At 44.8% G+C, this 21,994-nt stretch carries 37 protein-coding genes; 33 read left to right on the top strand and 4 right to left on the bottom strand.

The features are described from left to right. Nucleotides 1-3 precede the first annotated feature (3 nt). From ACETMN_RS18850 to ACETMN_RS18840, 3 genes are all read right to left on the bottom strand, one after another. Entirely contained in the window at nucleotides 4-618 is a 615-nt protein-coding gene (locus ACETMN_RS18850; protein WP_411734936.1) for an ImmA/IrrE family metallo-endopeptidase, read from the bottom strand. Between the two features lie 78 nt (nucleotides 619-696). Beyond that, entirely contained in the window at nucleotides 697-1,425 is a 729-nt protein-coding gene (locus ACETMN_RS18845; protein ID WP_411734935.1) for a hypothetical protein, read from the bottom strand. A 34-nt stretch (nucleotides 1,426-1,459) separates the two neighbouring features. Continuing rightward, entirely contained in the window at nucleotides 1,460-1,798 is a 339-nt protein-coding gene (locus tag ACETMN_RS18840; RefSeq protein ID WP_411734934.1) for a helix-turn-helix domain-containing protein, read from the bottom strand. 170 nt (nucleotides 1,799-1,968) lie between these two features. Between ACETMN_RS18840 and ACETMN_RS18835 the strand changes: the two genes are divergently transcribed. From ACETMN_RS18835 to ACETMN_RS18730, 22 genes are all read left to right on the top strand, one after another. Then, the gene (locus ACETMN_RS18835) at nucleotides 1,969-2,196 is read left to right on the top strand and encodes a helix-turn-helix domain-containing protein (protein WP_411734933.1); all 228 of its coding nucleotides are present in this window, start codon (nucleotides 1,969-1,971) and stop codon (nucleotides 2,194-2,196) included. 22 nt (nucleotides 2,197-2,218) lie between these two features. After that, on the top strand, nucleotides 2,219-2,536 hold the full coding sequence (locus tag ACETMN_RS18830; protein ID WP_411734932.1) for a DNA-binding protein: 318 nt from the start codon (nucleotides 2,219-2,221) through the stop codon (nucleotides 2,534-2,536). Beyond that, entirely contained in the window at nucleotides 2,536-2,781 is a 246-nt protein-coding gene (locus tag ACETMN_RS18825; protein ID WP_411734931.1) for a hypothetical protein, read from the top strand. Before ACETMN_RS18830 ends, ACETMN_RS18825 begins: the two co-directional genes overlap by 1 nt. Before the next feature lie 91 nt (nucleotides 2,782-2,872). Further along, the gene (locus ACETMN_RS18820) at nucleotides 2,873-3,388 is read left to right on the top strand and encodes an XRE family transcriptional regulator (protein WP_411734930.1); all 516 of its coding nucleotides are present in this window, start codon (nucleotides 2,873-2,875) and stop codon (nucleotides 3,386-3,388) included. Between the two features lie 10 nt (nucleotides 3,389-3,398). Continuing rightward, nucleotides 3,399-3,671, top strand: coding sequence for a hypothetical protein (locus ACETMN_RS18815; protein ID WP_411734929.1), 273 nt, complete (start codon nucleotides 3,399-3,401; stop codon nucleotides 3,669-3,671). After that, complete coding sequence (locus tag ACETMN_RS18810; RefSeq protein ID WP_411734928.1) at nucleotides 3,668-3,904, top strand: hypothetical protein; 237 nt, start codon at nucleotides 3,668-3,670, stop codon at nucleotides 3,902-3,904. Before ACETMN_RS18815 ends, ACETMN_RS18810 begins: the two co-directional genes overlap by 4 nt. A gap of 335 nt (nucleotides 3,905-4,239) precedes the next feature. After that, nucleotides 4,240-4,482 (top strand): hypothetical protein, encoded by a 243-nt coding sequence (locus tag ACETMN_RS18805; protein WP_411734927.1) that lies wholly within the window; start codon nucleotides 4,240-4,242, stop codon nucleotides 4,480-4,482. 93 nt (nucleotides 4,483-4,575) lie between these two features. After that, a complete protein-coding gene (locus ACETMN_RS18800; protein WP_062319452.1) occupies nucleotides 4,576-4,779 on the top strand; it encodes a hypothetical protein in 204 nt (67 codons plus the stop codon). Next, nucleotides 4,776-6,854 carry an AAA family ATPase gene (locus ACETMN_RS18795; protein ID WP_411734926.1) on the top strand — a complete coding sequence of 693 codons (2,079 nt, stop codon included), beginning with the start codon at nucleotides 4,776-4,778 and terminating at the stop codon, nucleotides 6,852-6,854. Before ACETMN_RS18800 ends, ACETMN_RS18795 begins: the two co-directional genes overlap by 4 nt. Continuing rightward, the gene (locus ACETMN_RS18790; RefSeq protein WP_411734925.1) at nucleotides 6,855-7,943 is read left to right on the top strand and encodes a hypothetical protein; all 1,089 of its coding nucleotides are present in this window, start codon (nucleotides 6,855-6,857) and stop codon (nucleotides 7,941-7,943) included. It begins immediately after the preceding gene. Beyond that, a complete protein-coding gene (locus ACETMN_RS18785; RefSeq protein ID WP_411734924.1) occupies nucleotides 7,943-8,650 on the top strand; it encodes an MBL fold metallo-hydrolase in 708 nt (235 codons plus the stop codon). The genes ACETMN_RS18790 and ACETMN_RS18785 overlap by 1 nt, the downstream gene beginning before the upstream one ends. Nucleotides 8,651-8,655: 5 nt before the next feature. Continuing rightward, nucleotides 8,656-8,844: a hypothetical protein gene (locus ACETMN_RS18780; RefSeq protein ID WP_411734923.1), complete on the top strand. Its 189-nt coding sequence runs from the start codon at nucleotides 8,656-8,658 to the stop codon at nucleotides 8,842-8,844. Nucleotides 8,845-8,846: 2 nt separating this feature from the next. Further along, nucleotides 8,847-9,095 (top strand): hypothetical protein, encoded by a 249-nt coding sequence (locus tag ACETMN_RS18775; protein WP_411734922.1) that lies wholly within the window; start codon nucleotides 8,847-8,849, stop codon nucleotides 9,093-9,095. Then, the gene (locus ACETMN_RS18770) at nucleotides 9,088-9,318 is read left to right on the top strand and encodes a hypothetical protein (protein ID WP_411734921.1); all 231 of its coding nucleotides are present in this window, start codon (nucleotides 9,088-9,090) and stop codon (nucleotides 9,316-9,318) included. Before ACETMN_RS18775 ends, ACETMN_RS18770 begins: the two co-directional genes overlap by 8 nt. A 9-nt stretch (nucleotides 9,319-9,327) precedes the next feature. Then, nucleotides 9,328-10,311 carry a DnaD domain protein gene (locus ACETMN_RS18765; RefSeq protein WP_411734920.1) on the top strand — a complete coding sequence of 328 codons (984 nt, stop codon included), beginning with the start codon at nucleotides 9,328-9,330 and terminating at the stop codon, nucleotides 10,309-10,311. Further along, entirely contained in the window at nucleotides 10,298-10,636 is a 339-nt protein-coding gene (locus ACETMN_RS18760; RefSeq protein WP_411734919.1) for a hypothetical protein, read from the top strand. Before ACETMN_RS18765 ends, ACETMN_RS18760 begins: the two co-directional genes overlap by 14 nt. A 13-nt stretch (nucleotides 10,637-10,649) precedes the next feature. Then, entirely contained in the window at nucleotides 10,650-12,020 is a 1,371-nt protein-coding gene (gene dnaB, locus ACETMN_RS18755; protein ID WP_411734918.1) for a replicative DNA helicase, read from the top strand. A 12-nt stretch (nucleotides 12,021-12,032) separates the two neighbouring features. Beyond that, nucleotides 12,033-12,227: a DUF6906 family protein gene (locus ACETMN_RS18750; protein WP_411734917.1), complete on the top strand. Its 195-nt coding sequence runs from the start codon at nucleotides 12,033-12,035 to the stop codon at nucleotides 12,225-12,227. Nucleotides 12,228-12,280: 53 nt separating this feature from the next. Next, a complete protein-coding gene (locus ACETMN_RS18745; RefSeq protein WP_411734916.1) occupies nucleotides 12,281-12,415 on the top strand; it encodes a hypothetical protein in 135 nt (44 codons plus the stop codon). Beyond that, the gene (locus tag ACETMN_RS18740) at nucleotides 12,403-12,555 is read left to right on the top strand and encodes a hypothetical protein (protein WP_411734915.1); all 153 of its coding nucleotides are present in this window, start codon (nucleotides 12,403-12,405) and stop codon (nucleotides 12,553-12,555) included. Before ACETMN_RS18745 ends, ACETMN_RS18740 begins: the two co-directional genes overlap by 13 nt. 5 nt (nucleotides 12,556-12,560) lie before the next feature. Continuing rightward, nucleotides 12,561-13,085, top strand: a complete 525-nt coding sequence (locus ACETMN_RS18735; RefSeq protein ID WP_411734914.1) for a crossover junction endodeoxyribonuclease RuvC — start codon at nucleotides 12,561-12,563, stop codon at nucleotides 13,083-13,085. A 2-nt stretch (nucleotides 13,086-13,087) separates the two neighbouring features. Continuing rightward, the gene (locus ACETMN_RS18730) at nucleotides 13,088-13,915 is read left to right on the top strand and encodes a hypothetical protein (RefSeq protein WP_411734913.1); all 828 of its coding nucleotides are present in this window, start codon (nucleotides 13,088-13,090) and stop codon (nucleotides 13,913-13,915) included. A gap of 65 nt (nucleotides 13,916-13,980) precedes the next feature. Here the strand turns inward: ACETMN_RS18730 and ACETMN_RS18725 are convergent, their stop codons facing one another. Further along, on the bottom strand, nucleotides 13,981-14,880 hold the full coding sequence (locus ACETMN_RS18725; protein WP_411734912.1) for an HNH endonuclease: 900 nt from the start codon (nucleotides 14,878-14,880) through the stop codon (nucleotides 13,981-13,983). A gap of 85 nt (nucleotides 14,881-14,965) precedes the next feature. Here ACETMN_RS18725 and ACETMN_RS18720 point away from each other — a divergent pair, with 85 nt between their 5' ends. From ACETMN_RS18720 to ACETMN_RS18670, 11 genes are all read left to right on the top strand, one after another. Beyond that, the gene (locus ACETMN_RS18720; RefSeq protein ID WP_411734911.1) at nucleotides 14,966-15,766 is read left to right on the top strand and encodes a DNA adenine methylase; all 801 of its coding nucleotides are present in this window, start codon (nucleotides 14,966-14,968) and stop codon (nucleotides 15,764-15,766) included. 12 nt (nucleotides 15,767-15,778) lie between these two features. Continuing rightward, nucleotides 15,779-16,099 carry a hypothetical protein gene (locus ACETMN_RS18715; protein WP_411734910.1) on the top strand — a complete coding sequence of 107 codons (321 nt, stop codon included), beginning with the start codon at nucleotides 15,779-15,781 and terminating at the stop codon, nucleotides 16,097-16,099. Beyond that, nucleotides 16,041-16,415 (top strand): hypothetical protein, encoded by a 375-nt coding sequence (locus ACETMN_RS18710; protein ID WP_411734909.1) that lies wholly within the window; start codon nucleotides 16,041-16,043, stop codon nucleotides 16,413-16,415. The genes ACETMN_RS18715 and ACETMN_RS18710 overlap by 59 nt, the downstream gene beginning before the upstream one ends. Next, the gene (locus tag ACETMN_RS18705; protein WP_411734908.1) at nucleotides 16,415-16,594 is read left to right on the top strand and encodes a hypothetical protein; all 180 of its coding nucleotides are present in this window, start codon (nucleotides 16,415-16,417) and stop codon (nucleotides 16,592-16,594) included. The genes ACETMN_RS18710 and ACETMN_RS18705 overlap by 1 nt, the downstream gene beginning before the upstream one ends. 2 nt (nucleotides 16,595-16,596) lie before the next feature. Then, on the top strand, nucleotides 16,597-16,722 hold the full coding sequence (locus ACETMN_RS18700; RefSeq protein WP_411734907.1) for a hypothetical protein: 126 nt from the start codon (nucleotides 16,597-16,599) through the stop codon (nucleotides 16,720-16,722). Nucleotides 16,723-16,824: 102 nt separating this feature from the next. Beyond that, the gene (locus tag ACETMN_RS18695) at nucleotides 16,825-17,316 is read left to right on the top strand and encodes a hypothetical protein (protein ID WP_411734906.1); all 492 of its coding nucleotides are present in this window, start codon (nucleotides 16,825-16,827) and stop codon (nucleotides 17,314-17,316) included. A 123-nt stretch (nucleotides 17,317-17,439) separates the two neighbouring features. Beyond that, on the top strand, nucleotides 17,440-18,087 hold the full coding sequence (locus ACETMN_RS18690; protein ID WP_411734905.1) for a hypothetical protein: 648 nt from the start codon (nucleotides 17,440-17,442) through the stop codon (nucleotides 18,085-18,087). A 237-nt stretch (nucleotides 18,088-18,324) separates the two neighbouring features. Further along, nucleotides 18,325-18,471, top strand: coding sequence for a hypothetical protein (locus ACETMN_RS18685; protein WP_411734904.1), 147 nt, complete (start codon nucleotides 18,325-18,327; stop codon nucleotides 18,469-18,471). Between the two features lie 456 nt (nucleotides 18,472-18,927). Beyond that, nucleotides 18,928-19,167 (top strand): hypothetical protein, encoded by a 240-nt coding sequence (locus ACETMN_RS18680; RefSeq protein ID WP_411734903.1) that lies wholly within the window; start codon nucleotides 18,928-18,930, stop codon nucleotides 19,165-19,167. A 612-nt stretch (nucleotides 19,168-19,779) separates the two neighbouring features. Next, nucleotides 19,780-20,622, top strand: a complete 843-nt coding sequence (locus tag ACETMN_RS18675) for a hypothetical protein (RefSeq protein ID WP_411734902.1) — start codon at nucleotides 19,780-19,782, stop codon at nucleotides 20,620-20,622. Between the two features lie 32 nt (nucleotides 20,623-20,654). Then, complete coding sequence (locus tag ACETMN_RS18670) at nucleotides 20,655-21,959, top strand: site-specific DNA-methyltransferase (protein ID WP_411734901.1); 1,305 nt, start codon at nucleotides 20,655-20,657, stop codon at nucleotides 21,957-21,959. Nucleotides 21,960-21,994: the final 35 nt, after the last annotated feature.

Raw genomic sequence — 21,994 nt, 5'->3', positions numbered from 1 at the left:
AAATTAACTAGTTTGATTTTTTAATTGTTGGAGAAGACGTCTTGATTCACTTGAAGGCTGTCTTGGTTTTGTTGACCGAAATAGGGTGACTGCCATTTGAATTTTACCTTTCATAAGTTCAACATCTTCACGGTAGCTGTGGTATTCTTCGTGTAATCTAGAAGCAATCTGTTCAGCACGATCTGCAGCCAGCTCAATAGGCACTTTGAACTCTTCCGCTAGAAGTCCGATATATTCTCCCCAGGTCATATCTAACGGCGTAGGAAGCAGATAGTAGGGCATAGAAGCCATCAATCTAAAGTTAGTTGCCTGGATCTCTTGAAGATCTACAAAGAGCTCTGGCATATCATCCTGGTGCCCTTCGTGCCGAACAATGTGTGCAAGCTCATGGAAAAAGTCAGCTCTTTGCTGTATGACAGAAGCGTCTTTGTTCAAAAAAATAACACTCCCCCAATCTTCCCAATGAGATTTCGGTTTTCCATTGTAGTAAATGATGTCTGCGCCCCATATGGAGGAAATTAGGTCGATATCTAGTTCATGCGGATGATTAATTCCAAACACTTGATACAAATCGCAGATCAACAGTTCTGTATCCGTTGGTTCATAATATGGAAGCATTATGCCATTTCCCCTTGTAAAATAGTACATATGTTCGGTTTTTAGTTTGAAAGAAAAGCCCAAAAGGGCTTGGTCGAATTACTTTGCTGCTGTGATACCAAAAGTAGAGATGTTATTGTCTTGGATTTTGAATCGATATTTAAAACCATTCCTGACAGTCGCTCCATCAAAAGCATTCAAGTTTACATCGCTATCAAGTAAACCTATATCTTTTATAACATCTTGCGCATCGTTGTATGTGTACTCACTATTAGTTGTCATGATAAGTGTAGCGATGGCCGTCATTAGCGTTCCGCCGTTTTGTTCACTGAAACCATCAGTTCCTATTAGCATAACTTCCTGTATTTCCTCATTGGAGTTTAATGCACCAACCATACTTAAGTCATCATTGAAAGTATATTGGAAAGTTCTTGTATCGCTTTCTTGAGACTTAGTTAAATCGAGTTTGGTTATACCTAAACCATTTAAGCGGTACTTACCCACGATTGAATTGAACGCATTCTTGAATTCATCTGTTGTCATGTTAAAAAGTGACAGACCATTCTGGTTAAGATCTTTTTGATTATCAACAACAGTAGATGCACTAGGTGTGTCTTCAGTCTGATCCGACACTGCGTTGATAGAATTATCAGCCAGGGCCCGAATGCCAAAAAGACCAACACAACATATTGTAAGAAATATCCCAGTTAAAACCCAATGTCTTTTAGCTTTTCCGTTTTGTCTTTTTACGGATTTGACAGCAAGAACAATAAATATGAAAAATGCAAAGAAACCAATTAAGAATAGTATTGTGAATACATCTTGCAAAATCTCACCTCGTGATTATCCTACTATCTAGCACTTATTTATCCTGCTGCTCCTGCTGCTTTTTCTTCATTTCTCTCCAAGCCTGAATTGCTGCATCTGCGACCTGCTTTTCCTCTTCAGTCCAACTCTTTCCGCCATCCAAGTAAGCACTACCACCTGAAGGAGTTTTTGAAATTGAGCGACCTAAAATATAATCACCTGATACTTCAAAAAAATCAGCAAAGATATTGATTTCGTTATCTTCTATTGGACGTTTTCCAGATTCAATTCTCGATAGAACACTATTACTCATACCGATACGTTCTGAAAATTCAAGCTGACTTAAACCTCTTTCCTCACGCAAGTTCTTAATACGTTTTCCTGTTACGGACAAAGGAATAACACTCCCTTTCTTTCTAAAACAGCAATTTAATGATATCATTTTTCTATTTTAGAAAAAACAATTTTGCTAAAGTGGCAAAAATTAGTTTGACTTTGCTAATTTAGCAATGTAATATATGGAACAAGAAGATTGCTAAATCAGCAAAGAGAGGGAGTGGAGAAATGCTTAGGGAATTCAATCTTCACTTTATAAAAGAAAGACGCAAGAAATTAGGTAAAACACTTCAAGACATGGCTGATTCACTAGACATGAAGAATGCTTCGACTTATATGAAATATGAAAATGGTGAGTATTCTTTTAAAGCAGTACACTTGCCAGTTTTGGCAAAACAACTTGAATGCAAGCTTAGTAATTTTTTTGCTGAAAACTTTGCTAAAACAGCAAAGTGATACTTCTGAAAGGAGACTTAACATGTTCAAAATCGAAGTCAATCCCAGTGAACTGGAACAAATGATCATGTCGGCCGTTCACAAAGCAATTGAACAATCAGCATTTGCTTCTTCACAAGCACATCCAACCTTGATGGATAAGAAGCAATTAATGGAGTTGCTACAGATCGGCGCTACGAAAGCGGCAGAGCTTTTGAACAGAGAGGATTTCCCAGTGATTAGAGAGTTTGGTCACCCAAGAGTACCTTTTCATTCATTAATGGTTTGGATTGACGAACACACAGATTGGGTGAAATCCAATGCCAAAGGCTATTGGGAGCAGCGAGGAGGCACTGCTTAATGCCACTACACTGGTATCGCGAATCCTCTCCAGCCGCATGCGTCGCAGGAGCCACCATAAGAGTTTTACTTCAAGGCATTGAGCCTGATGAAGCTCTCCAGCAAACGTTATATAACGGTCGTCATACTGACAATCCGGAAGAGATTACGTTTGATGAACTAAATTCATTGAAGGAAACAACCCAAGCTCACCTTGAGCAAATAAGAAAATCCGCCGGAGCTGTACCGGCTGCCGGCGGACGATGAAGGGATCAGGGGAAGACCTTACATCACAATATTACATCAACCCTCTGTCCAAATTCATCCGACTAAAACGGACAAAGGAGATCTTGTAGATATGACAATTGGACATTTTCCTGGTGCATTGGGTGAAGTTATCAAACGCACCGGTGATACTCTGGCAAAGGCTGGAGAAGCAGTTCACATGGATGGTTCGCAGATTGGAAAGGTGATCAAAGGGACGCGTAATCCATCGAAAGAACTAATGCGTAGTGCGGCTGAACATTACGATGATGGTCAGTTATACATTGCTGCAGCTGGGGAAGTCACAGGCGGCGCTTTTGCTCCCTGGCTGGACAATGTGGACTTACATAGGGCATCGGTGCTTTTTAAAACGGTCGAGGAAATGAAGGAAGTTTTGGACCTGTCATCCGAGGTGCCGATCAATAAGACGGGCGACCAGCTCACCGAAGCTGATCGGCAGATAATGAAGCGGCTTCTGATGGAGACGGTCGAAGCGATAACGGCGCTCACGCACTTTGCAGCCGTGCTGTGCAAAGAGTATTCGTTCTCTTGGTTCGGGATCTGGAAAGAGCATCGGGCCGAGCTAAAGGCTAAAAAATATATGAAATGAGGTTGATTGAATGTCTCGTGAACAGTTGGCATATGAAGCATTGCAGGCTGGAAGAAACTCGAAGCACAACTTGGAACTGATTCGAAAACAGCCTGAGAAATTGTTGCCTGGGAAGATGAATGAAGCGGAGCAGTATCTTAATCAGATGATCCGGTTCGCGGAAGTAGAAATGAAAAATGCCCGCCTGGCAGGGCGGACACTTGGTCTGAGAACTCGGTTAAAGTCTCTTCTGCTGCAAATTGTACAGTCTCCCGAGCAAAAGCGCAAGGGGGAGTCTGTATGAACAATCAGATGGCCATCCAAATCATCATAAATTATACGGAATGTGCTAAGGCCCTCCGCCAGAACACGGCAGCTGTTACAGCATTCAATGGATCGGTTCAAGGAACGGACTTCGAATCCATTTGGCAAGAACGGGAAATGATCTTTCACCGCTGGCAGAACGCTGCTTTAAGTTTGCGTGAGCTGCCGTCAGAATACATGGCACAGGCCGTGGCGGAGATTGAAAAGATTTAACAATACAAGTTATGGACAGGCCATTGTCGGCCTTGTCTCACTGCTTGCGGGACGGGTTTCATAACCAACTCCCGTTCCGTTGGCGGTGAGATGCGGCTGACGCATCCAAGGTGGTGGCAGAACGAGCATGCAGCGCCTTAAACAGAGCGAAATAGGAGTGGAAGTCTCCGGCGCTTATAGGAGTTTGTACGGCATGACTGTACAGAAAAATGCCCACTCATGCTTTCCGGTGAAGTTCGTCCGAAACATGGCGACCATAAACTACGACGCAAACCGATGCCGGGTTCAAGTCCCGGCCCATCTTGAAAGTACATATGAAAGGAGGGCACAGGGAAATGGACATTCAAGAATCGTTTGATAACATGCTGAATCTCTTGAACAGTTTGAAGGATGACACGAATGACGCTTTAAACAATACGCCTTACATCCTTCGTAGATTATCTGAATTTACGGATGGAGAAATTGGTGACTTAATTTCTAACCTCGAAAGAGTTCGTGACAAGGTTGAGGAAATGGAAGTTGAGTTGAACGGGTTAAAGGAAACCGAGGATCAGAAAATCGCTGACAACGAAAAATAGCCCGCGGCTACGGGCTATCTCAGAACATTGAAAATTAAATATGGATACACGGTCATCTTACCATGGGTGACCGTTCCAAACAAGGAGGACGTTATGAGTAAAACGACTGCTATTACTGTCGACTTATCGGCTCAAACCATTGACGCTGCTGTTAAACCAGCGATGCACTACACGCCAGCAATACTTTCCGTCTCGGGTACATTTGGTTCCGTTGAACTGATGGCCGATGACGATCAACTTGCGGCTGTAGCGGATGCAATCAGCCAGCACTTCAAATCAAAGGAGAAGAGCGCATGAGACAAATTACTTTGACTTCCCTGACCCTTCGCAATTTCAAAGGATTACGGGATTTTGTATTGGAAGCTGACGGTCGCAGTGTTTCTGCTTACGGTGACAATGCCACAGGCAAAACAACGTTGTTCGATGGGTTCGTATGGACGCTGTTCGGTAAAGACAGCCAAAATCGCACTGACTTTGAAATCAAAGGTCTGGATGAAGCCGGGAAAGTTGCTGAACACGGCTTACAACATGAGGTTGAAGCAGTCTTGATGGTTGATCGTCGCCGCCGCTCCTTCAAAAAAGTGTTTGCTGAGAAATGGACGCGTAAGCGGGGACAAGCGGCAGCAGAATTTGGTGGTCATACAACAGAATATTATGTGGACGGTATTCCAGTTAAGCAAGGGCAGTACAAGGCCGAAGTCGATGGGCTAATCAGTGAGGACATATTCAAACTCCTGACAAGTCCTTCTTACTTTAACGAGATTCTTAAACCGGATGCCCGCCGCAAAGTTCTGTTGGACGTATGCGGTGAGATGACGGATGCCGAAATCATTTCAAGCAGGAAGCAACTCGCGCCATTGGCTGACATTCTTGGAGATCGAAGCCTTGAGGATCACCGCAAGGTGATCGCAGCTCGTCGGACTGAGATCAACAAGGAACTTGAAAAGATTCCGGTCCGCATCGATGAAGCTCGTCGCAGTATGCCGGACGTTTCCGACTTGGACGCTGAACTTCTGCAAGAAGACATCGAAACGATGCGCGGCAGGGTAGATGCCAAAACCGCTGAGCTTCAGCGGATTCAATCCGGTGGTGAGTTGTCGGCCAAGGAGATCCGCTTGCGTGAGATCAACGCGGAATTGTCTGAAATTAAGCAAGTGATTCAGGCAGACGGCTTACAAGCAGTAAGCGGACAACAAGCAATCCTTTCGCAATTACGTGGTGAAGCTTCTGAACTACAGTCCCGATTAACTGCAGGGCAACGTGAGGAAGAACGCTATAAAGGACAGATAGTTCGTGTAGATAGTCAGGTTAAAAGGCTACGGGCAGAATGGACGTCACTTGACAGTCTCCAGTATCCGGTGCACGAACACGAACATGATGCCAACTGCCCTACATGCGGACAAGCACTTCCGGATGACCAAGTCCAGTCGGCAAAGGACAAAGCACTTGAAGCATTTAACTTGGACAAGTCCAAACGTCTTGAAGCAATAAGTGCTGACGGTAAACTTGCAGCAGCAGAGAAGAACGACCTTGAAAAGGCATTGAAGACACTTGATGGCGAGTTGGCCAAGCTGAAGGAGGAAATTGCATCGAAGGCGGCAGAAGTTACGGCGGCTGAAGCAACCCTACAGAGCTTGCAAACGAATGTTGCTGATCCGGCTGACGATACCAAGTACCAGTCCAAACAGCGCGAAGGAGAACAAGTCCGTGCTGAGATCGAGCAACTTCGTTCTTCTTCAGCTGATGCCATTGGCAAAGTGCAATCCGAGATCCGGTTGATCCGATCGCAAGTTGATGACTTGGAAACGGACAAAGCGAAGCTGGCGACAGTAAAGGCAACTGAGGAGCGCATCGCTGAGCTGGCTGAACAGGAGCGTAAGCTTGCAGGCGAGTTTGAGAAGCTGGAACACGAGCTCTACCTCACAGAAGAGTTCACACGAACGAAAGTGTCGCTTCTTGAATCCAAGATCAATAGCAAATTCAGATATGCCCGGTTCAGACTCTTTGAGGAACAGATCAATGGTGGTCTGAAGGATGTTTGCAAGACGCTGTATAACGGCGTTCCGTATGAGGGCGGTCTGAATAACGCAGCTCGGATCAACGTCGGCTTGGACATCATCAACACGTTGGGACAATATTACGGATTCTCGGCCCCTATCTTCGTAGACAATGCCGAAGCCGTGACGCAGCTCATCGATACAGATGCCCAAATGATTCGTTTGGTTGTTCCACCGGCATTCAGTAGTTTGCCAGAAGAAGTACAGGAAGAACTCAGCAAACAACATGGCAGTTATGAAGAAGCTGAAGCTGCTTGGAAAGACAGAAACAAGAAACTCCGCTTAGAGCATAACGACATCCAGGAGGCGATTTAATTGAGCGACTTTTCAACAACACTTTCAAAAGTAAATGACAACTATTTCCCGATGATCGAGCGTCAACTCATCGGGAATGGCGTGAAGATGGACGAATATGCAAAGTCATGTGTGTTAAATGCAATTTCAGCAATTAACAATGCGTTGGATTCAAAGGGCATCAGCTGGAATGACAGTGATTTAGATAAGAGCAATATTACTCAAATTTTGCTTCAGGTCGCTTCTCTCAAACTTAATGCCGCAGCTAGTCCCCGGGAGGTTTATTTTCAAACTCGGAACGTTTCGGTCAAAAAGAAGGTTGATGGCAAGGACGTTACCATTTGGAAGAAGTCTATTGAAATGGGGATTGAAGGTGATGGCAATGATGCCATCCTCGCTCGCTATGGACGTGATGTGAAGAAGGTCGGGCAGTTCTGGCTTGTACGCGAGGGTGATGACTTCACTTATCCGGAATACACCGGATTCGACGTTGTTCCCCCGACGTGGCGACCAAAGGGCAAAGGTGACGTGGTGAGAGTTGTGTACCCCATCATGAAAAAAGACGGAACCATTGAATTTCATATTGCTGAAAAGGATGACGTTATCCGTAATCTCCTTGCACATATGAACAACAACATGATGAATGAAACATTCGGTATTTGCGCTGATCGATACAAGGCTACTGCCGACCAACGTAAGCAAATAGCTGCTAAGAAATCTGAAATCCTCAACAAAGCTAAGGCTGCAGGCATGGCAGCGTTGGATGATTCCGAACTTCAGCAATACATCAGTACAGCCTGGAGCGAACCACAAAGTAGGGAATCTATGCTAATCCGTAAGATGCGGAACAACGTAGTGAAGAAGATTCCAAAGGACTTTGGTAATGCGCTTGTAGAGCTGTCGTACACCGAAGCAACGGATGAGTCATACAACGAAGTTCAACGCGAAATCGCTGAACATGCCAATACAGAGCCGATTGATATTTCACCACCGCCAGGGCAAGCGAATGAAGAGAACGATCTTCAACAGGAGCCTGAACAACACGATGAACAACGAGAAATGAATTTTGGTGATGAAGGTTCACCTGATGGTAATGGACCTGGATTCTGATGGTCGAGATTACTTCCCTCGGCTCCAGTAGCGCGGGTAACGCCTACCGAATCACGGACGGCCACACGTCCCTGCTGCTGGATGCAGGGCTGCGCTATAAGGATATTCAGCGTGGTCTTGCATTTCAGGTGTCATCATTGTCCGGATGTCTCGTAACTCATGAACATGGAGACCATAGCATCGCTGTCAAAGATCTGATCAAGGCAGGAGTGGACATATACACCAGTTCCGGCACTGCTGATGCTTTAGGGATAGACAGTCATCGTGTGCGGCGTGTATCGGCACTTGAGCCATTCACCATTGGTACCTGGTCAATTCGACCCTTTGATGTTCAGCATGACGCAGCGGAGCCCTTGGGGTTCCTCTTGGCTAATACAGCAGGGGACAAGCTTCTGTTTGCAACAGATACCTATTACATCAAGCATCGTTTTACCGCACTTACTCACATCATGATCGAGTGCAATTATTCCATCCAGATCCTTAATCAAAATATCGCCGCTGGCCATGTGCCGGCGGTTATGAAACATAGATTGTTGCGTTCTCACTTTTCACTCGAGAACGTGAAGGAATTCATTAGAGCAAATGACATGCGGCGTGTGCAAGAGATTCACCTGCTCCACTTGTCAGACAACAACAGCGATGAAGCGTTGTTCAAACGAGAAATAGCAGCCCTCACAGGCAAACAGGTATATGTAGCGGGTAGGTGATCGATATGAACGATCTGTCAGGCAAACCGCTCCTGAAGAGCATGATGGGGGAGCGGATTTGGAAGTTGTTCGATACTGACAAGGCAGCCTTTCAACGTGAAACCATTGCGTATTTTGAACGCGGGTACCCTGATTGGGAAGTAAAGCGGGCCAAGTATCCGCATGTATTCCTAAAAGACAGAAGGGAGCATTAAACATGGCAAGTGTTAAGCAAATATCTGTTGGTGCGACTTACACGAAAAACCTGGGCAATTACCAAAGTCTCAAGGTGGAAGCAAGCGTAGTGATGGATTTGAATGAAGGCGATGAATACAAAGCAGTTTACGCTGACGCATGGGAGAAGGTCCAAGAGCAAGTCCGAATTGGATTAGGAAGGAGCAATCAAAGTGAACAACACCAAACAGAGCAGAAAGGCAGTCTTCAACCAGTTGCAACAAATGTTTGAAGACGCTTCGATGGAAGGGCCGGAGGTTCTCCAGTCCCATTTAAGAGACGTTGCTTTCTCGTTGGGGGCACAGGCTGCAGCGTCGTCAGATCCTGCTCATATGCCACAAGCGATTAATGATTTAGTTACTCATTTCGGTCGTGGAATTCAAACCATTATTCAAGAGATAACGGGCAATGAAAGCAAGTTCGATGTAGCTGTTTACGCTGTTCAACAGAAATAATATTGGTTTATGGAACTGAAATCACGGCTGCTACGGGAGGGGGAGACGCAAGTGACCGAGACAGCCAGACCGACCCTTTCCGGGCTTCTGGAACAATTTGAAGCCATTGGCGGGCCGGAGGAATTTGGTCCTGAAGGGATAGCAATAATGATTGCCTTATGGCGACGCAGTGCAAAGCTTGGGTGGCGTAAGGCGTGGAAAATGACCAATAAGGATCTCATGGTTCAAACAGGAATTACGAACAAAGGTACGCTAAATGCTCATCGAAAAAAGCTCGTTGATGCAGGATTGATTGCTTACATTCAACCGCCAAGAGGACAATCCAAAGGAGATTACAGCGTCGAATTCGACTTGTTGGGTGTCGGAGTGGAACAAAATTTGAACCACTTGGATAGCTACTCTGGCGAAGTAGGACAGGAAGTAGAACAAAATATAGACCACTTTAACGGGGGAGGTGAGAAAGTGGAACAAAAATTAAACCACTTTCCGCAAGTAGAACGAAAAGTGGAACAAATTTTAGACCCTGTATTAAAAGATCTTCTTCATTCTTCTTCTGCTTCATCATCTGCTACTGCAGACGAGAATCAAATTGATCGACAACCTGATCCGGAGTATGAATCATTTTACTCTGCTCACAAGCGAGTGTTTGGATTCGAGTGCAATCCATTCCAAGCACAGCAACTTATCGTTTACATCGATGAGGACAACATGGACGAGGCTGTGGTTATACGAGCGATGGAACGTGCGGCATTGGCTGCTTCAGGGTACAGGTTCACCCTTATTACCAAGATCCTTGGAGACTATCTGAGGTCTGGGGCCAAAACGATTGAAGCAGCCAAAGCGTTGGACGAGGCTTTCGAAGCAAGGAAAGGTTCTTCAGTTACAACAGGTTCGGTACCGAGTGGTCGGAGACAACAACCGTCTAGGCAACAACAGAATCAGATCCGACTGCAACAAATGTTGAGAGAGGAGGAGACGCGTGGAAAGGGCTGATATTCTTCGGTTGTTCATGCTAATCAGCGATGAGTACCCAAATTTTATAACCAGCGACGAAAACATAGACCGTCATCTCAAGGAGCTGAAAGATTTCCCTTTTGAAACGGCTGTCCAAAATGTTGAGCGTCACATCAAGATAAGCAGTTTTTACCCCAAGATCTCTGAGATACGGGGGTTCGCGGCCGATCAATCAGCACGTGAACGTGAGCTGGAAGCAACCAGGGCTTACCTAAATCAACGAGAAGCAAACCGGGCTAAAGCTACGTTACCGCCGCCTGGATGGAAGGATGGTTTAATTGAACGGCTTCGACATAGAAAATAACTTGCCATACAGCATGGAGTTTGAACAGGCAGCATTGGGTGCATTGTTGCTAAAACCAGATGAAGCATTGGAAAACGCCGAAATGCTCACAGTTGATGCTTTTTACGATAAGGCTCATGGCTTGATTTACAAAACGATTGCGGAATTGGCTGAAGGACAACAGCCGATCGACCTTGTAACAGTGACGGGCGGCCTGAAGGAGAAAGGTGAACTAGAAGACATCGGTGGAGTAAGTTACCTCGCTAAGTTGGCGGGAGGAGTACCAACTGCCGCGAATGCCGGTTACTACTTCGAACAGCTTCAGGACATGGCAATTCGCAGGGACCTGATTCGGACGAATATGCTTCTGATACAACAAGCAGCTGCAGGAACGGAAATATCGCAGTTAATGGCCAGCGCTCAACAAGCACAGAACAAGTTAACTGATCGAGCAGCACCAAAACAGGATTTTAAGCGAATTGAAAATGTGTTGATTGATGTTGTGGAATCTGCCGAGATTCGTTCTGACAACTTTAAGAATGGCACAGTCACAGGTATTCAGACCGGATTCAAAGACTTGGATAGTATCACAGCCGGATTGCAAAAGAGTGATTTGATTATTGTTGCTGCTCGACCATCAGTAGGTAAAACGGCTTTCGCTCTAAACATTGCCCAAAACGTGGCCATTCGAAATACCGAAACGGTAGCCATATTCAGTTTAGAAATGTCAGCATCTCAGCTTGTTCAGCGGATGGTGTGTGCCGAAGGGAACATCGACGCGAGCAACATGAGGATGGGCGATTTTGCTTCAGACGATTGGACAAAGTTTGCTGAAGCAGTTGGAATCCTGGGTTCAACAAATATCCGTATTGACGATTCGCCGGGTATTACTGTTCACGAGATCCGCGCGAAGTGTCGCCGCCTGAAAAAGCAAGAAGGACTGGGGATGATCGTCATCGACTATCTTCAGCTCATCGCAGGTCGTCAGGGAAAAGGTTCTGAGAATCGACAGCAAGAGGTTTCCGAGATTTCAAGGACCTTGAAACAATTGGCTCGTGAATTGGATGTTCCGGTTGTTGCACTTTCCCAGCTCAGCCGAGCGGTTGAACAACGCCAGGACAAACGCCCAATGATGTCCGACTTGAGAGAATCAGGCTCCATCGAGCAAGATGCCGACATTGTAGCGTTCTTGTACCGGGACGACTACTACAACCAGGAGTCGGAGAAGAAGAACATCATCGAGATCATCATCGGTAAGCAGCGGAATGGTCCGGTAGGCACGGTTGAACTGGTCTTCCTGAAACAGTTCAATAAATTCGTCAATTACCAACGCACTCATAACGATTCATTCGGACCAAAACCGCCACAACAGCCCCAAAACATTGAACAACGCCAGTGGGCGTAAGGAGGAACGCACATGAAGCAAGGGAAACGGCTTACCAAGAAACAAAAGATCGATCTGCTCAAGGCCAGACCGGGCGTAACGTTGGAAAACTGGTTGTCTGAAAGGGAAACGTCTGAAGGTGTTGTACTGCTGAATAAGCATTCGGGGAGACGCTGGTTGCTGGACAAGATCGATGGCATGTTGCGGCCATACAAGGTACGTACTTGATGGGCAGTCCTTATACCAGATGGGCGGTGTCAGAGTACATGAGACATCGATTCATGAACACGGGACAGGTTCCTGATTGGGACGAGCTGCAGACGGAATTTGCGGGAATTGATCAAACTGAGCTCCACGAAGGGATCGCTGAGTTTGATGCAATTGTCGGAACTGGAGGTGCAGTGTGCGAAAGCTGATTGATCCGCACCATCAGACACATCTCAGTTACGTTGTTCGCGGGGATGATGGGCGTAAACTGGCTGAGGTGTTTGTCATTAAGCGAGACATGTTGCCTGCAAGTCAGCGGCGTAAGGAAAGGAAGCGTGCCACACGATGAAGATTATGGGCATTGATCACGGGACCAATTATGCGGGATGGGCAACGATGACGAAGGGCAAACCAATTGATTTCGGTTTAAAGGACTATTCTAAAATACTGATGCCCAAGGTCTTGAATGCCATTTACCAGGACAACTACGACATGATTCAATCTCACAAACCTGATGTCGTAATTTTGGAACGTCCCGTACATTTCAAAAATGCGAATAGCGTAATTGCTTTGGTTGGTGCATATTCAATGGTTACATTGGCTGCACTCCATAATCGCGTTCGAATTGCTGAGATACGTCCTTCCGAACTGAAGATGTTCACAGGCAAAGGAAATGCAGATAAAGAAACGGTTGCGGTTGAGATGCAAATGTTATTCGACCTTGATTTAGACGAAATTGCTATACCCGTTTACTACAAGAAGAATGATCCAAAGGGGCAGTACAAAGTTGGGGACTTTCAAACTCGTTTGTACGATCCATCCGACGCTTTAGCCTTGTGCTGGGCGTACGACCAAAAACATATCAAAGGAGTTGCATAATCATGACAATTGAATTCGCGAAATTTACAGCAGAGGTAGCAAAGGGTATTAAAATCGGTTCTGACGTTGAGGTGAAATTGCTTATTCCTTTAAAATCGGCTGTTCCATTCCTGGAATTCTTGAGCAACAGCCAAGGGCAAGACGTTATGGTTCATCTGGGAGATCCGCAGGCTGCTTTCGACTTTGAGGACCAAGAGAGTGACCCAATGTACAACACTTGGAACGGTGGACGCCGCGTAACAACTGATTCATCCGGTGTGGTAACACAGATCGTGAAGCCGGGATCAGAACCTGAGCAGGACGAGAATCAAGCTCAGTTATTTGGTCCAGTTGAAGCACCGATTGATAAAGAAAATCCAATTGCAGACGGTAAGGAAACGATTGAAGGTAACGGTCAGTCAACTGTTCCTCCGACAGGCAGCGACGGTGACGGCACTCCTGATTGGTTAAGCGAAGGTAGTGAAGATCAGTCAGGATCGAAGGAAATGGACTTTACTTCTGAAGGCGGGGAGGGTGAACCGAAGTCGGCAGTAGATCCCCAACACGTAACACAAGAAGATCCGCCTGCAGGTGATAAAGCCAATCCGCCTGCTGAGATCGGCAAGGAAGAACTTGAGCTGTTCATTCTCAATCAACGGCCAATATTTGATGATATCAAACTTGCTGACGCTCCTGCCGATTTCCCTGCCTTGTTGCAACAGCGTAACTCCGGCAAAACGTGGATGGAGATCTCCAAAGAGATCAATGTCCCAAGTGGTCAGATCAGTACAAAATATGGCTTGTACAAAAAGCGTGTTACTAAAATGATGCAGGATGGCGTAGCAGTCTAAGCATTATTCATACAGCAGCATCCCCCGGTCGATCGTTGACTGGGGGAAACTACTAATCTTTCATCTTATTCAAGCTTCTTTTGTACGGCTTGCCATTGCTTCCAGTGCCATTGAAGAGCTTCAGCATGAGGTAGTTTCTGAAGATGAGTCAAATCCGAATGAGTAATTTGTATGTCCCGGATTGTCGTTTTAGTTGAGATATGAATCATTGTGGTATCAGGGTCGATAGAGAACATTCCTGAATCATATGCCAAATGGTGATTTCCACACAATACAAGACCGTTACGAGGATCATCAGAGCCATTTGATTTTTTTGGAATAATATGAGCGGCTTGAAGCAATGGCAATGCTTGCATAGCACATACCGCACAACATGGACCATAACGTTTGATGACATTAAATTTGAATCTTGGCTGACCAGTTCTGTTACTCACTGTAATGGTCCTGGAAGGTGCACGAGGAACAGTTGGAATAAAAGGAACATCGTCTAGGTGATCTATCTCATTTGGTTGAGTCGAAAAGTCTAAAGGGTCCAATTCTATAAGGAAATTTTTAGCTAGATCATCCCAAGAAACTACTTTACCCAGCTGTACTTTTCTCATCTTTCCTACTTCAGAAATTACGAAAATTGGTAGGTTGGAGATAGCGGCATTTTTAGCAGATTGAATCTCATTCTTATCAAACGAGCTATGTCTATCTGTTACTGGATAATGATATATTATTTCGTTTTCAGAGACTTCATCAGGATAGTGCCTACCTGTATGTAATATTGAAACTGCTAATCCCGCTTTATCTTCTGTGTAACTCTGAGTGGTTGTCGCATCCCTATATATGCCTGCTTGTCCTGAGAAGAAGCGAAACTGGCGAAGTATTCTGGGTTCTACATTGTTGGGGTCGTTCTCGCTTAATAAACGATTCCACATGGAATCTCTTCTAGCTAATTCTATACTTATTGATTCTGTCATGTAACTAACACCTACTATTCGTTTAATTAATATATTTTTACATGGTTTTGCCTTATAGGCAATGAGCATTTGAAAGGAGATAACTATGAAGGTACCTCGCATCCTGCACTATCCCGGCAGCAAGTGGAGCATGGCAGATTGGATCATCAGTCAAATGCCGCCGCATACAACATATTTGGAGCCATTCTTTGGTTCTGGTGCGGTTTTGTTCAGCAAGGATCGCAGTTTAATAGAAACGGTGAATGATTTGGACGGTGAAGTGGTCAATTTGTTCCGCATCATTCGAGAGCGTCCGAAAGACCTGGCACATGCAATCCGATGGACCCCACACTCGAGGCAGGAATATTACGAGAGTTATCACGACTCTGAAAACGACCTTGAACGTGCGCGCCGTTTGGTAGTCAGACTCTGGCAAGGTAGGGGAGGTAAAACCGCACACCGGACAGGCTGGCGTAGCATGATTGAACCGAATGGTCCTATGCCAGCTAAAGAGTGGATTGAGTTCCCAAACAAAATCAGCTCAATTGCTAAACGTCTACAGGGGGTGCAAATTGAGTGCCAACCTGCAGCAGAGTTGCTACTGAGATATCAACGTCCAGACGTATTGATTTACGCTGATCCGCCTTACATGCATAGCACACGGACAACAACTAGTTATCGGTACGAAATGACAGACCTAGAACATGGAGAACTTTTGGATGTATTGGACGATCATCCAGGTCCGGTTTTACTCAGTGGTTACGCTCATCCATTATACGACGAACGTTTAAAGTACTGGCAGCGTGAGACACGCCGTGCAAAGGCTGAGGGCGGGGCAATCAGGGAGGAAGTCCTCTGGATCAATCCTGTCGCTGCCGGACAAGTCGGACAGATGCAATTATTCTAAGGAGCTGATGACATGGCCATCTCACCAAAGGTAATTAAGTTGATCGATCATAAGCTGGCCCCGTTGATCGATAACGGCTGCCGCATCGATCAAATCAAAATGGTGTGTGCTGCAGGTACGGAACTGGTGGAACAAGGATCAGTCCAGACGGGTTTTGGCAAGTTGCGGGTAGAGCCGAGTAATTTTGTGCCACAGGGTAGGTCATATCTTATCGAAGAACGGTACCGAGGATTCACATGGGTACGAAATTCAAAAGACAAGGAGAGGAAGCACAGTGGCAACGAAAGCAACATTAGAGAAGATTCTCAGCCGTCGGCAGAAGGAAGTCTATGACTATATTCGACTATTCATTGAAGACAACGGTTATGCTCCTACGTTCAGGGAGACTGCTGAAGCGCTCATGTTGTCGTCATCTTCTACTATTCATTCACACATTAACACACTCATTCGAAAGGGATACCTTACACATACAGCAGGAGGAGTTCGCACCTTGGCGTTGACCAAGAAGGGCAAACGGCCAAAGGTCGTAACTCAAGCGGGTATCATGAGATGGATTCAAGATCAAGGCATTGAGAAAACACATGATGCCAAAGTCTATAAGCTGTTGTCAGATCTGCAGGAAGGCATTCAATCGGGGAGGATCTGCTGATGGTCGATTATGGCAAAGTTAATACAGTAGTGTGGACGAAGGAACAGATAGCAAATCACTTGAAGGCAATTGGGGCTGAGCATCCACCTAAACGGCCCGACAAGTTGCAAAAGGCGGTTACTGCTCCACAACAGCATAACGGCAACAGTAGGTACTGCAAACGTGGAGGTGAATGGTAGGTTTGCAAAGAGATCATAGAGCATTGCTTTTAGAATACGGATATCCGGAAGACTTGGTAAGTGGATGGAGTGCTGAAGAGTGTGAAGCGGAGTGGGACGAGTTCTGCAACGAAGTTATTCCAGTATAATAAATATCCCCCGCGAGCTTGGCGGCCAGGCGGGGGATATAGTGGATGTTATTTCCTCATTCCTCTTATTAGTATATCACAGGATAAAGGAGAATGAGGGGAATGGCGATGGCATGGGGACAAGGGGAACTCTTTGCAAAAGCATCTAAACAGGAAATCCAGCGGACAAAGTTCCTGCTCGATAAATATACAGATATGGTCTCCTTGATGAGAGACTTTGAGCAATTCGAGCAGGATATGCAACAAGTAGGCATCGATGGCGAAGCAGCTCGCCGCATCGATCAGACAGATCTGCATGCGGACAAGACGGCAAACGCTACGATTCTGATTGAGAAACAACGCTGGGTGTACAAACGATATAACTTCTATACACACCAGTTGGAAAGGGCGCAACGGCTAATCAAAGACGAAGAAGCCCGTAAAGCCGTTGATTACAAATACATTCAAGGTTATTCACGCAAGGAAACGATACTCTTCTTCCGGCGCGCACTCAGTGACAGCACGATCAAGCGCAAAATCGATGAGGGACTGGAGAGTGTCGCAAATACCTTGAAGCTTATCGGATTTTTTGAACAGGATGATGCAGAGTTTTAGGGGCGACATAGTTTCGCCCTTTTTTACTTTGTGTCCGGTCATTTTCCTATTTTAGTTAATTTGGTAGATGGTATAATAATTTGAATACCGCACTTATTCTATTGTTAATAAAGGGGATCAGCGATGCGAAAGAATATATTGTCTTTAATGGTTATAGTGCTTGTTTGTTCAGCTTGTACAATGTTCAATGAATACGAAGGGTACATGAGAAAAGCCAAAGATTCTATGAAGGAAGGCGAATATGAAGAAACATTGGAGTACATACAGAATGCTTTAATAGAAGAACCTAATAGCAAAGATGCGGCGGCCTTAAAAACAATGGCTGAAGAAGCGCTTCTGAGGGAAAATAATGAGTCGGAAAAAAAGAGGTTTATTGAAGTTACAGTTCCCATATATGAGAAACTAATCACTTTAACAGAGGGAATAAATGAAGATGCCTCAAACATATCTGTTTCCGAAGCTGAGTCATTACTTCCTGAGTTGGAACAGATAAAAAAAGAGTTATCAGGGATGTCTAAAGAATGGAGTCAATCGGAAGTTTACTCAAATACATTTCAATATCTTAATGGTGCATCTGAGGATTTGAATTTATGTCTCATTGCAATAATTGAGGATATTTCGGAACCAATTGAATTGAACGGAGACAATAGCAGATCAAATATTATTACTCAGACTTTAAGGAGCAATGATTCGAAAATAAGAGCTCGCTTGGCGTTTTATGACTTTACCAGCAAAGTGGAAAGTTTCAATGATGCCTTACCCACTGAATAAGGTTACTTAAATATTTGACCCAAACATGAACCTAACCTGACCTTATTTTGAGACAATGTTGGACCCCATATGACCATTTTTCCGTGATACATTAGGAGCATAGAAAAAGGCGCGAATGAAACGCACGGCTGCACAATGCGGCATATGACCGGGGCGTTCCTCTTCTCGCTTTTTCTGTTAACTTATGAAGGTGATTCAATTCAGATACCGAATTAGTTATAGGGGAGGTGTCGATTATTGGATTTCTGGCAACTATTAATTGTGTGGATTGGTATCATCTGCTGGGTTATCGCGTATAAAGATCGGGTAAGCAAATGGATACTGTATCCTGTGTCGCTTGTTGGCGTGTTTGGTACATTCATGTTTTGGATTCTTAATCAATAAAGTGAGAAAATAGGCGAGATCAGGAGCTAACGAAAAGCTATACTACTATAATTAAGCAAAGTGTTTTTGACTCAATAATGTAATCTCAGTAAAATGGTCTTGTTCTTCCTCTATAGTTACATAGTACGTATGCATTTAAAGCAAAGAGCGGAGCGTTTTTGCGGCGACCGTTTCGGGCGCATGCTCTTTTAGGACGTAACACCAACTTCATACATATCACATTTAAGTCGTTCCTTCATGGATCGGCTTATTTTCATTGGAGGAATTGAAGTGATCAGCAGAAGACGGAAGAAGATACGCACTCGCCCCAATAAGCAGCCTGAGAAATGCAAAGGTTGTATATGGGGTATATGGGATGGAGTGAAACAGTTTTGCCCTAAACCTCCTGATTGTTGCGTAAGAAAGGGAAAATCTTCCTAAATGTCGAATTTTGATATAAGGGGAGGTGAAGAAAGCATGATTACTGTAGAAACAACATTGCAAGATAGAGACGGTATTATTAAAGTCTCAAGCGGTAAAAAAATTTATCTGAATGAGGCTCAGGTAACAGCATTACTCAATTCCGATATCGTAACTTATCCGGAAGATGGCGGTAATGGTTATACCACTTCAGTGAAAACCAAACTTATTGAGAAACATTTCTCTCTGTTTGACGCTGAACCTAAATGGGAAATAACATTCCAATTGATCGAGTAGGCACCCTTCGTGGTGCTTTTTCTTTTGATTTCATATGACAGAATGTGAGCCATTCTAAGCTTGTTAATATGAGAACGTCCGTTTGCAGGGATTAGTCCATTAAAGAGCGGAGAACAGCAACTGAGTAATCCTACGCATGCCTATGATGGTCACCCAAACGTTGAAACCAACTCAACACAAACGCTATTGGAAACTATAAGTGAGTATGTGTTAATATAAGGGTCTAAAGGCGTATGCCACCAGCGTAGGTTCGATTCCTTGCCTCTCCGTACTTCTAACTCATCTCACATCAAACTGGTACCTTGCAAGCTTGATTTCAGGTTTAATAGGTGCTGCAATGTGTGACTGGTTCAATTCCATGAAAGTGAAAGGAATGTTGCTGATGAGATATATCGTATTAACGCTGTCCCTGGTTGCTTGCGGGAGAGAATGGTTGCTTGGTTATAGCTAAAACCTAGGGACAGCATCCAAAAGCATTAGGTCATCTCGCTAACGAGGTGGCTTTTTTTGTGCTATTATACATTGACGAATCTGAACTATAGCTCTTGACCGCCGTCAATTATTGTCTGATACTGGAAGATATTGTGTCAGAAATAGATTGGGAGTGGTTAGATGAAGAAGAAGTATATTGCGTTAATTGCTTTAGGGATTTTTTTGATATGGGCTGGTTCAGCGGTAGCAATTTATAAATGGGTAGGTCATGATGACCGCGGAACATTTGGGGATATGTTTGGAGCGGTCAATGCGTTGTTCTCAGGTTTTGCATTTGCCGGATTAATATATACCATTGCCGTTCAAAGGCAAGAACTGCAGACACAAAGTAAGTCCATAGATATGCAAACAGATGAAATGAAAATACAAGTATCAGCCATCAAAATGCAGACAGAGGAACTCTCCCTTCAGAGAGAAGCTATACAAATGCAAACAGAAGAGCTGGGACTCCAAAGAAAAGCTATTGAAATGCAGACCGAAGAAATTAAGATGCAAAGAGAAGAGACTGCTCGTTCCGCGGATCAATTGGAAGGGCAGAAGAATTTGCTAAACCTTCAAACTGCAATGAGCGTAGTAAATGATTTGATTCAAGTGAAAAATAAGAGGCTTGAAGAGATTGAGAAGTCGCTACCCAATGAAAAAATAAAAGGGTCTGGTCCAATTGCAAAACTTCTTGATAATCACGGGTATTATGGTCACTTCAGAATACACGAAGACGAATTATACTTACAAAGTTATCTCAACACATTCTTTTTTATCCTTAATCTTATACAAAGTTATGATCTACAAGATGATCAAAAGCAAACTTTATTTAACTTATTGAATATGAACACGACAGACATTGAGCTTACACTCATATATCAGGCGGTAGAAAATCAACATAGGTTAGGGCAATTATATAATTCTGGAGATTTTTTTTCCCGTCACGAAAAAATAAGTGAAGCGAAAAGCTCATCCTCTTAAAGGATTGAGCTTTTTCTTATGGAGGAGTTAGTATGAACATCAGAATCGTTCCAATCGATCAGATTAATGCAGCAGCCTACAACCCCCGTGTTGACCTTCAGCCTGGCGACGTTGAATATGAAAAGCTTCGCCGCAGCATCGAGGAATTTGGCTATGTTGAGCCAATTGTCTGGAACGCACGCACCGGGAACATGGTTGGCGGACATCAGCGGTATAAGATTATGGTCAACGAGCTGGACCACACTGAGCTGCAGGTTTCTGTTGTGGATCTGGACGATCAGCAGGAACGGCTTCTGAACATCGCCTTGAATAAGGTTTCGGGACGTTGGGATGATGAAGCTTTGGGCAGGTTGTTGGACGAATTGCAGGCTGAAGGGGCAGATCTGGAATTGTCCGGTTTTGACACTGAGGAGCTTAATGAGTTGATTGCTGATTTCGGCAAGGTTTCTGATACAGAGATCGAGGAACCCGTAGTTGAGGATGATTTCGATGTTCAAGGTGCGTTGGATAATATTCGGGTTCCTGAAACACAGCGGGGCGACATTTGGCAGCTGGGTCCACACGTTTTAATGTGCGGGGATTCAACCAGTGAGGAGAATGTCGGCTGCTTGATGGATGGGGAGCAGGCTGACTTGGTAGTGACGGACCCACCTTATAACGTTGCTATTGAAAGCGACTCAGCCCGCCTGGCTGCAGATGGACGAAGCAGCATACAGAACGACGATATGCCCGCAGAGGAATTTGCGGGCTTTTTGCATGCGGTTTTTGAAAGGTATTCGGATTTAATGGCATCAACAGCTGGTATATACGTATTCCACCCATCTTCATATCAACGAGAATTTGAAGACGCCATGAATGCTGCAGGCATTGTTGTTCGGAGTCAGTGCGTGTGGGTTAAGAACGCTGCATCATTCGGCTGGTCACAGTACCGTTGGCAGCACGAGCCTGTTTTCTACGCCCACTTAAAGAAGAAGTCTCCTTTTTGGTATGGGGATCGTCGGCAAAGCACAGTTTGGCGTTCGGGGTTGATGATAGATGAGCCAGAGTCATCTACAGTTTGGGAAGTATCCCGCGGGGATGTTGGCAAATACGTTCATCCTACACAGAAGCCGCTGGAGCTATTGGCCATCCCAATTAAGAACAGCAGTCGACCAGGAAATACAGTGGTGGATCTCTTTGGAGGCAGCGGGTCCACGCTTATGACCTGCGATCAGCTTGACCGAATCTGTAGAACGATGGAGATTGATCCGAAGTTCTGCGATGTAATCAAGCAGCGGTACCAGGAATCCACCGGCATTGAGCCTGTACTCATTCATCGTGTAGTTTCCATGACATAACAAAAAGGAGAACGCTGTAACGTCCTCCTGATCAC

The sequence above is a fragment of the Paenibacillus sp. M2 genome (genome assembly GCF_046713495.1).
GTDB lineage: Bacteria > Bacillota > Bacilli > Paenibacillales > Paenibacillaceae > Paenibacillus > Paenibacillus amylolyticus_B.
This window is presented reverse-complemented; position numbering and strand designations above follow the sequence as displayed.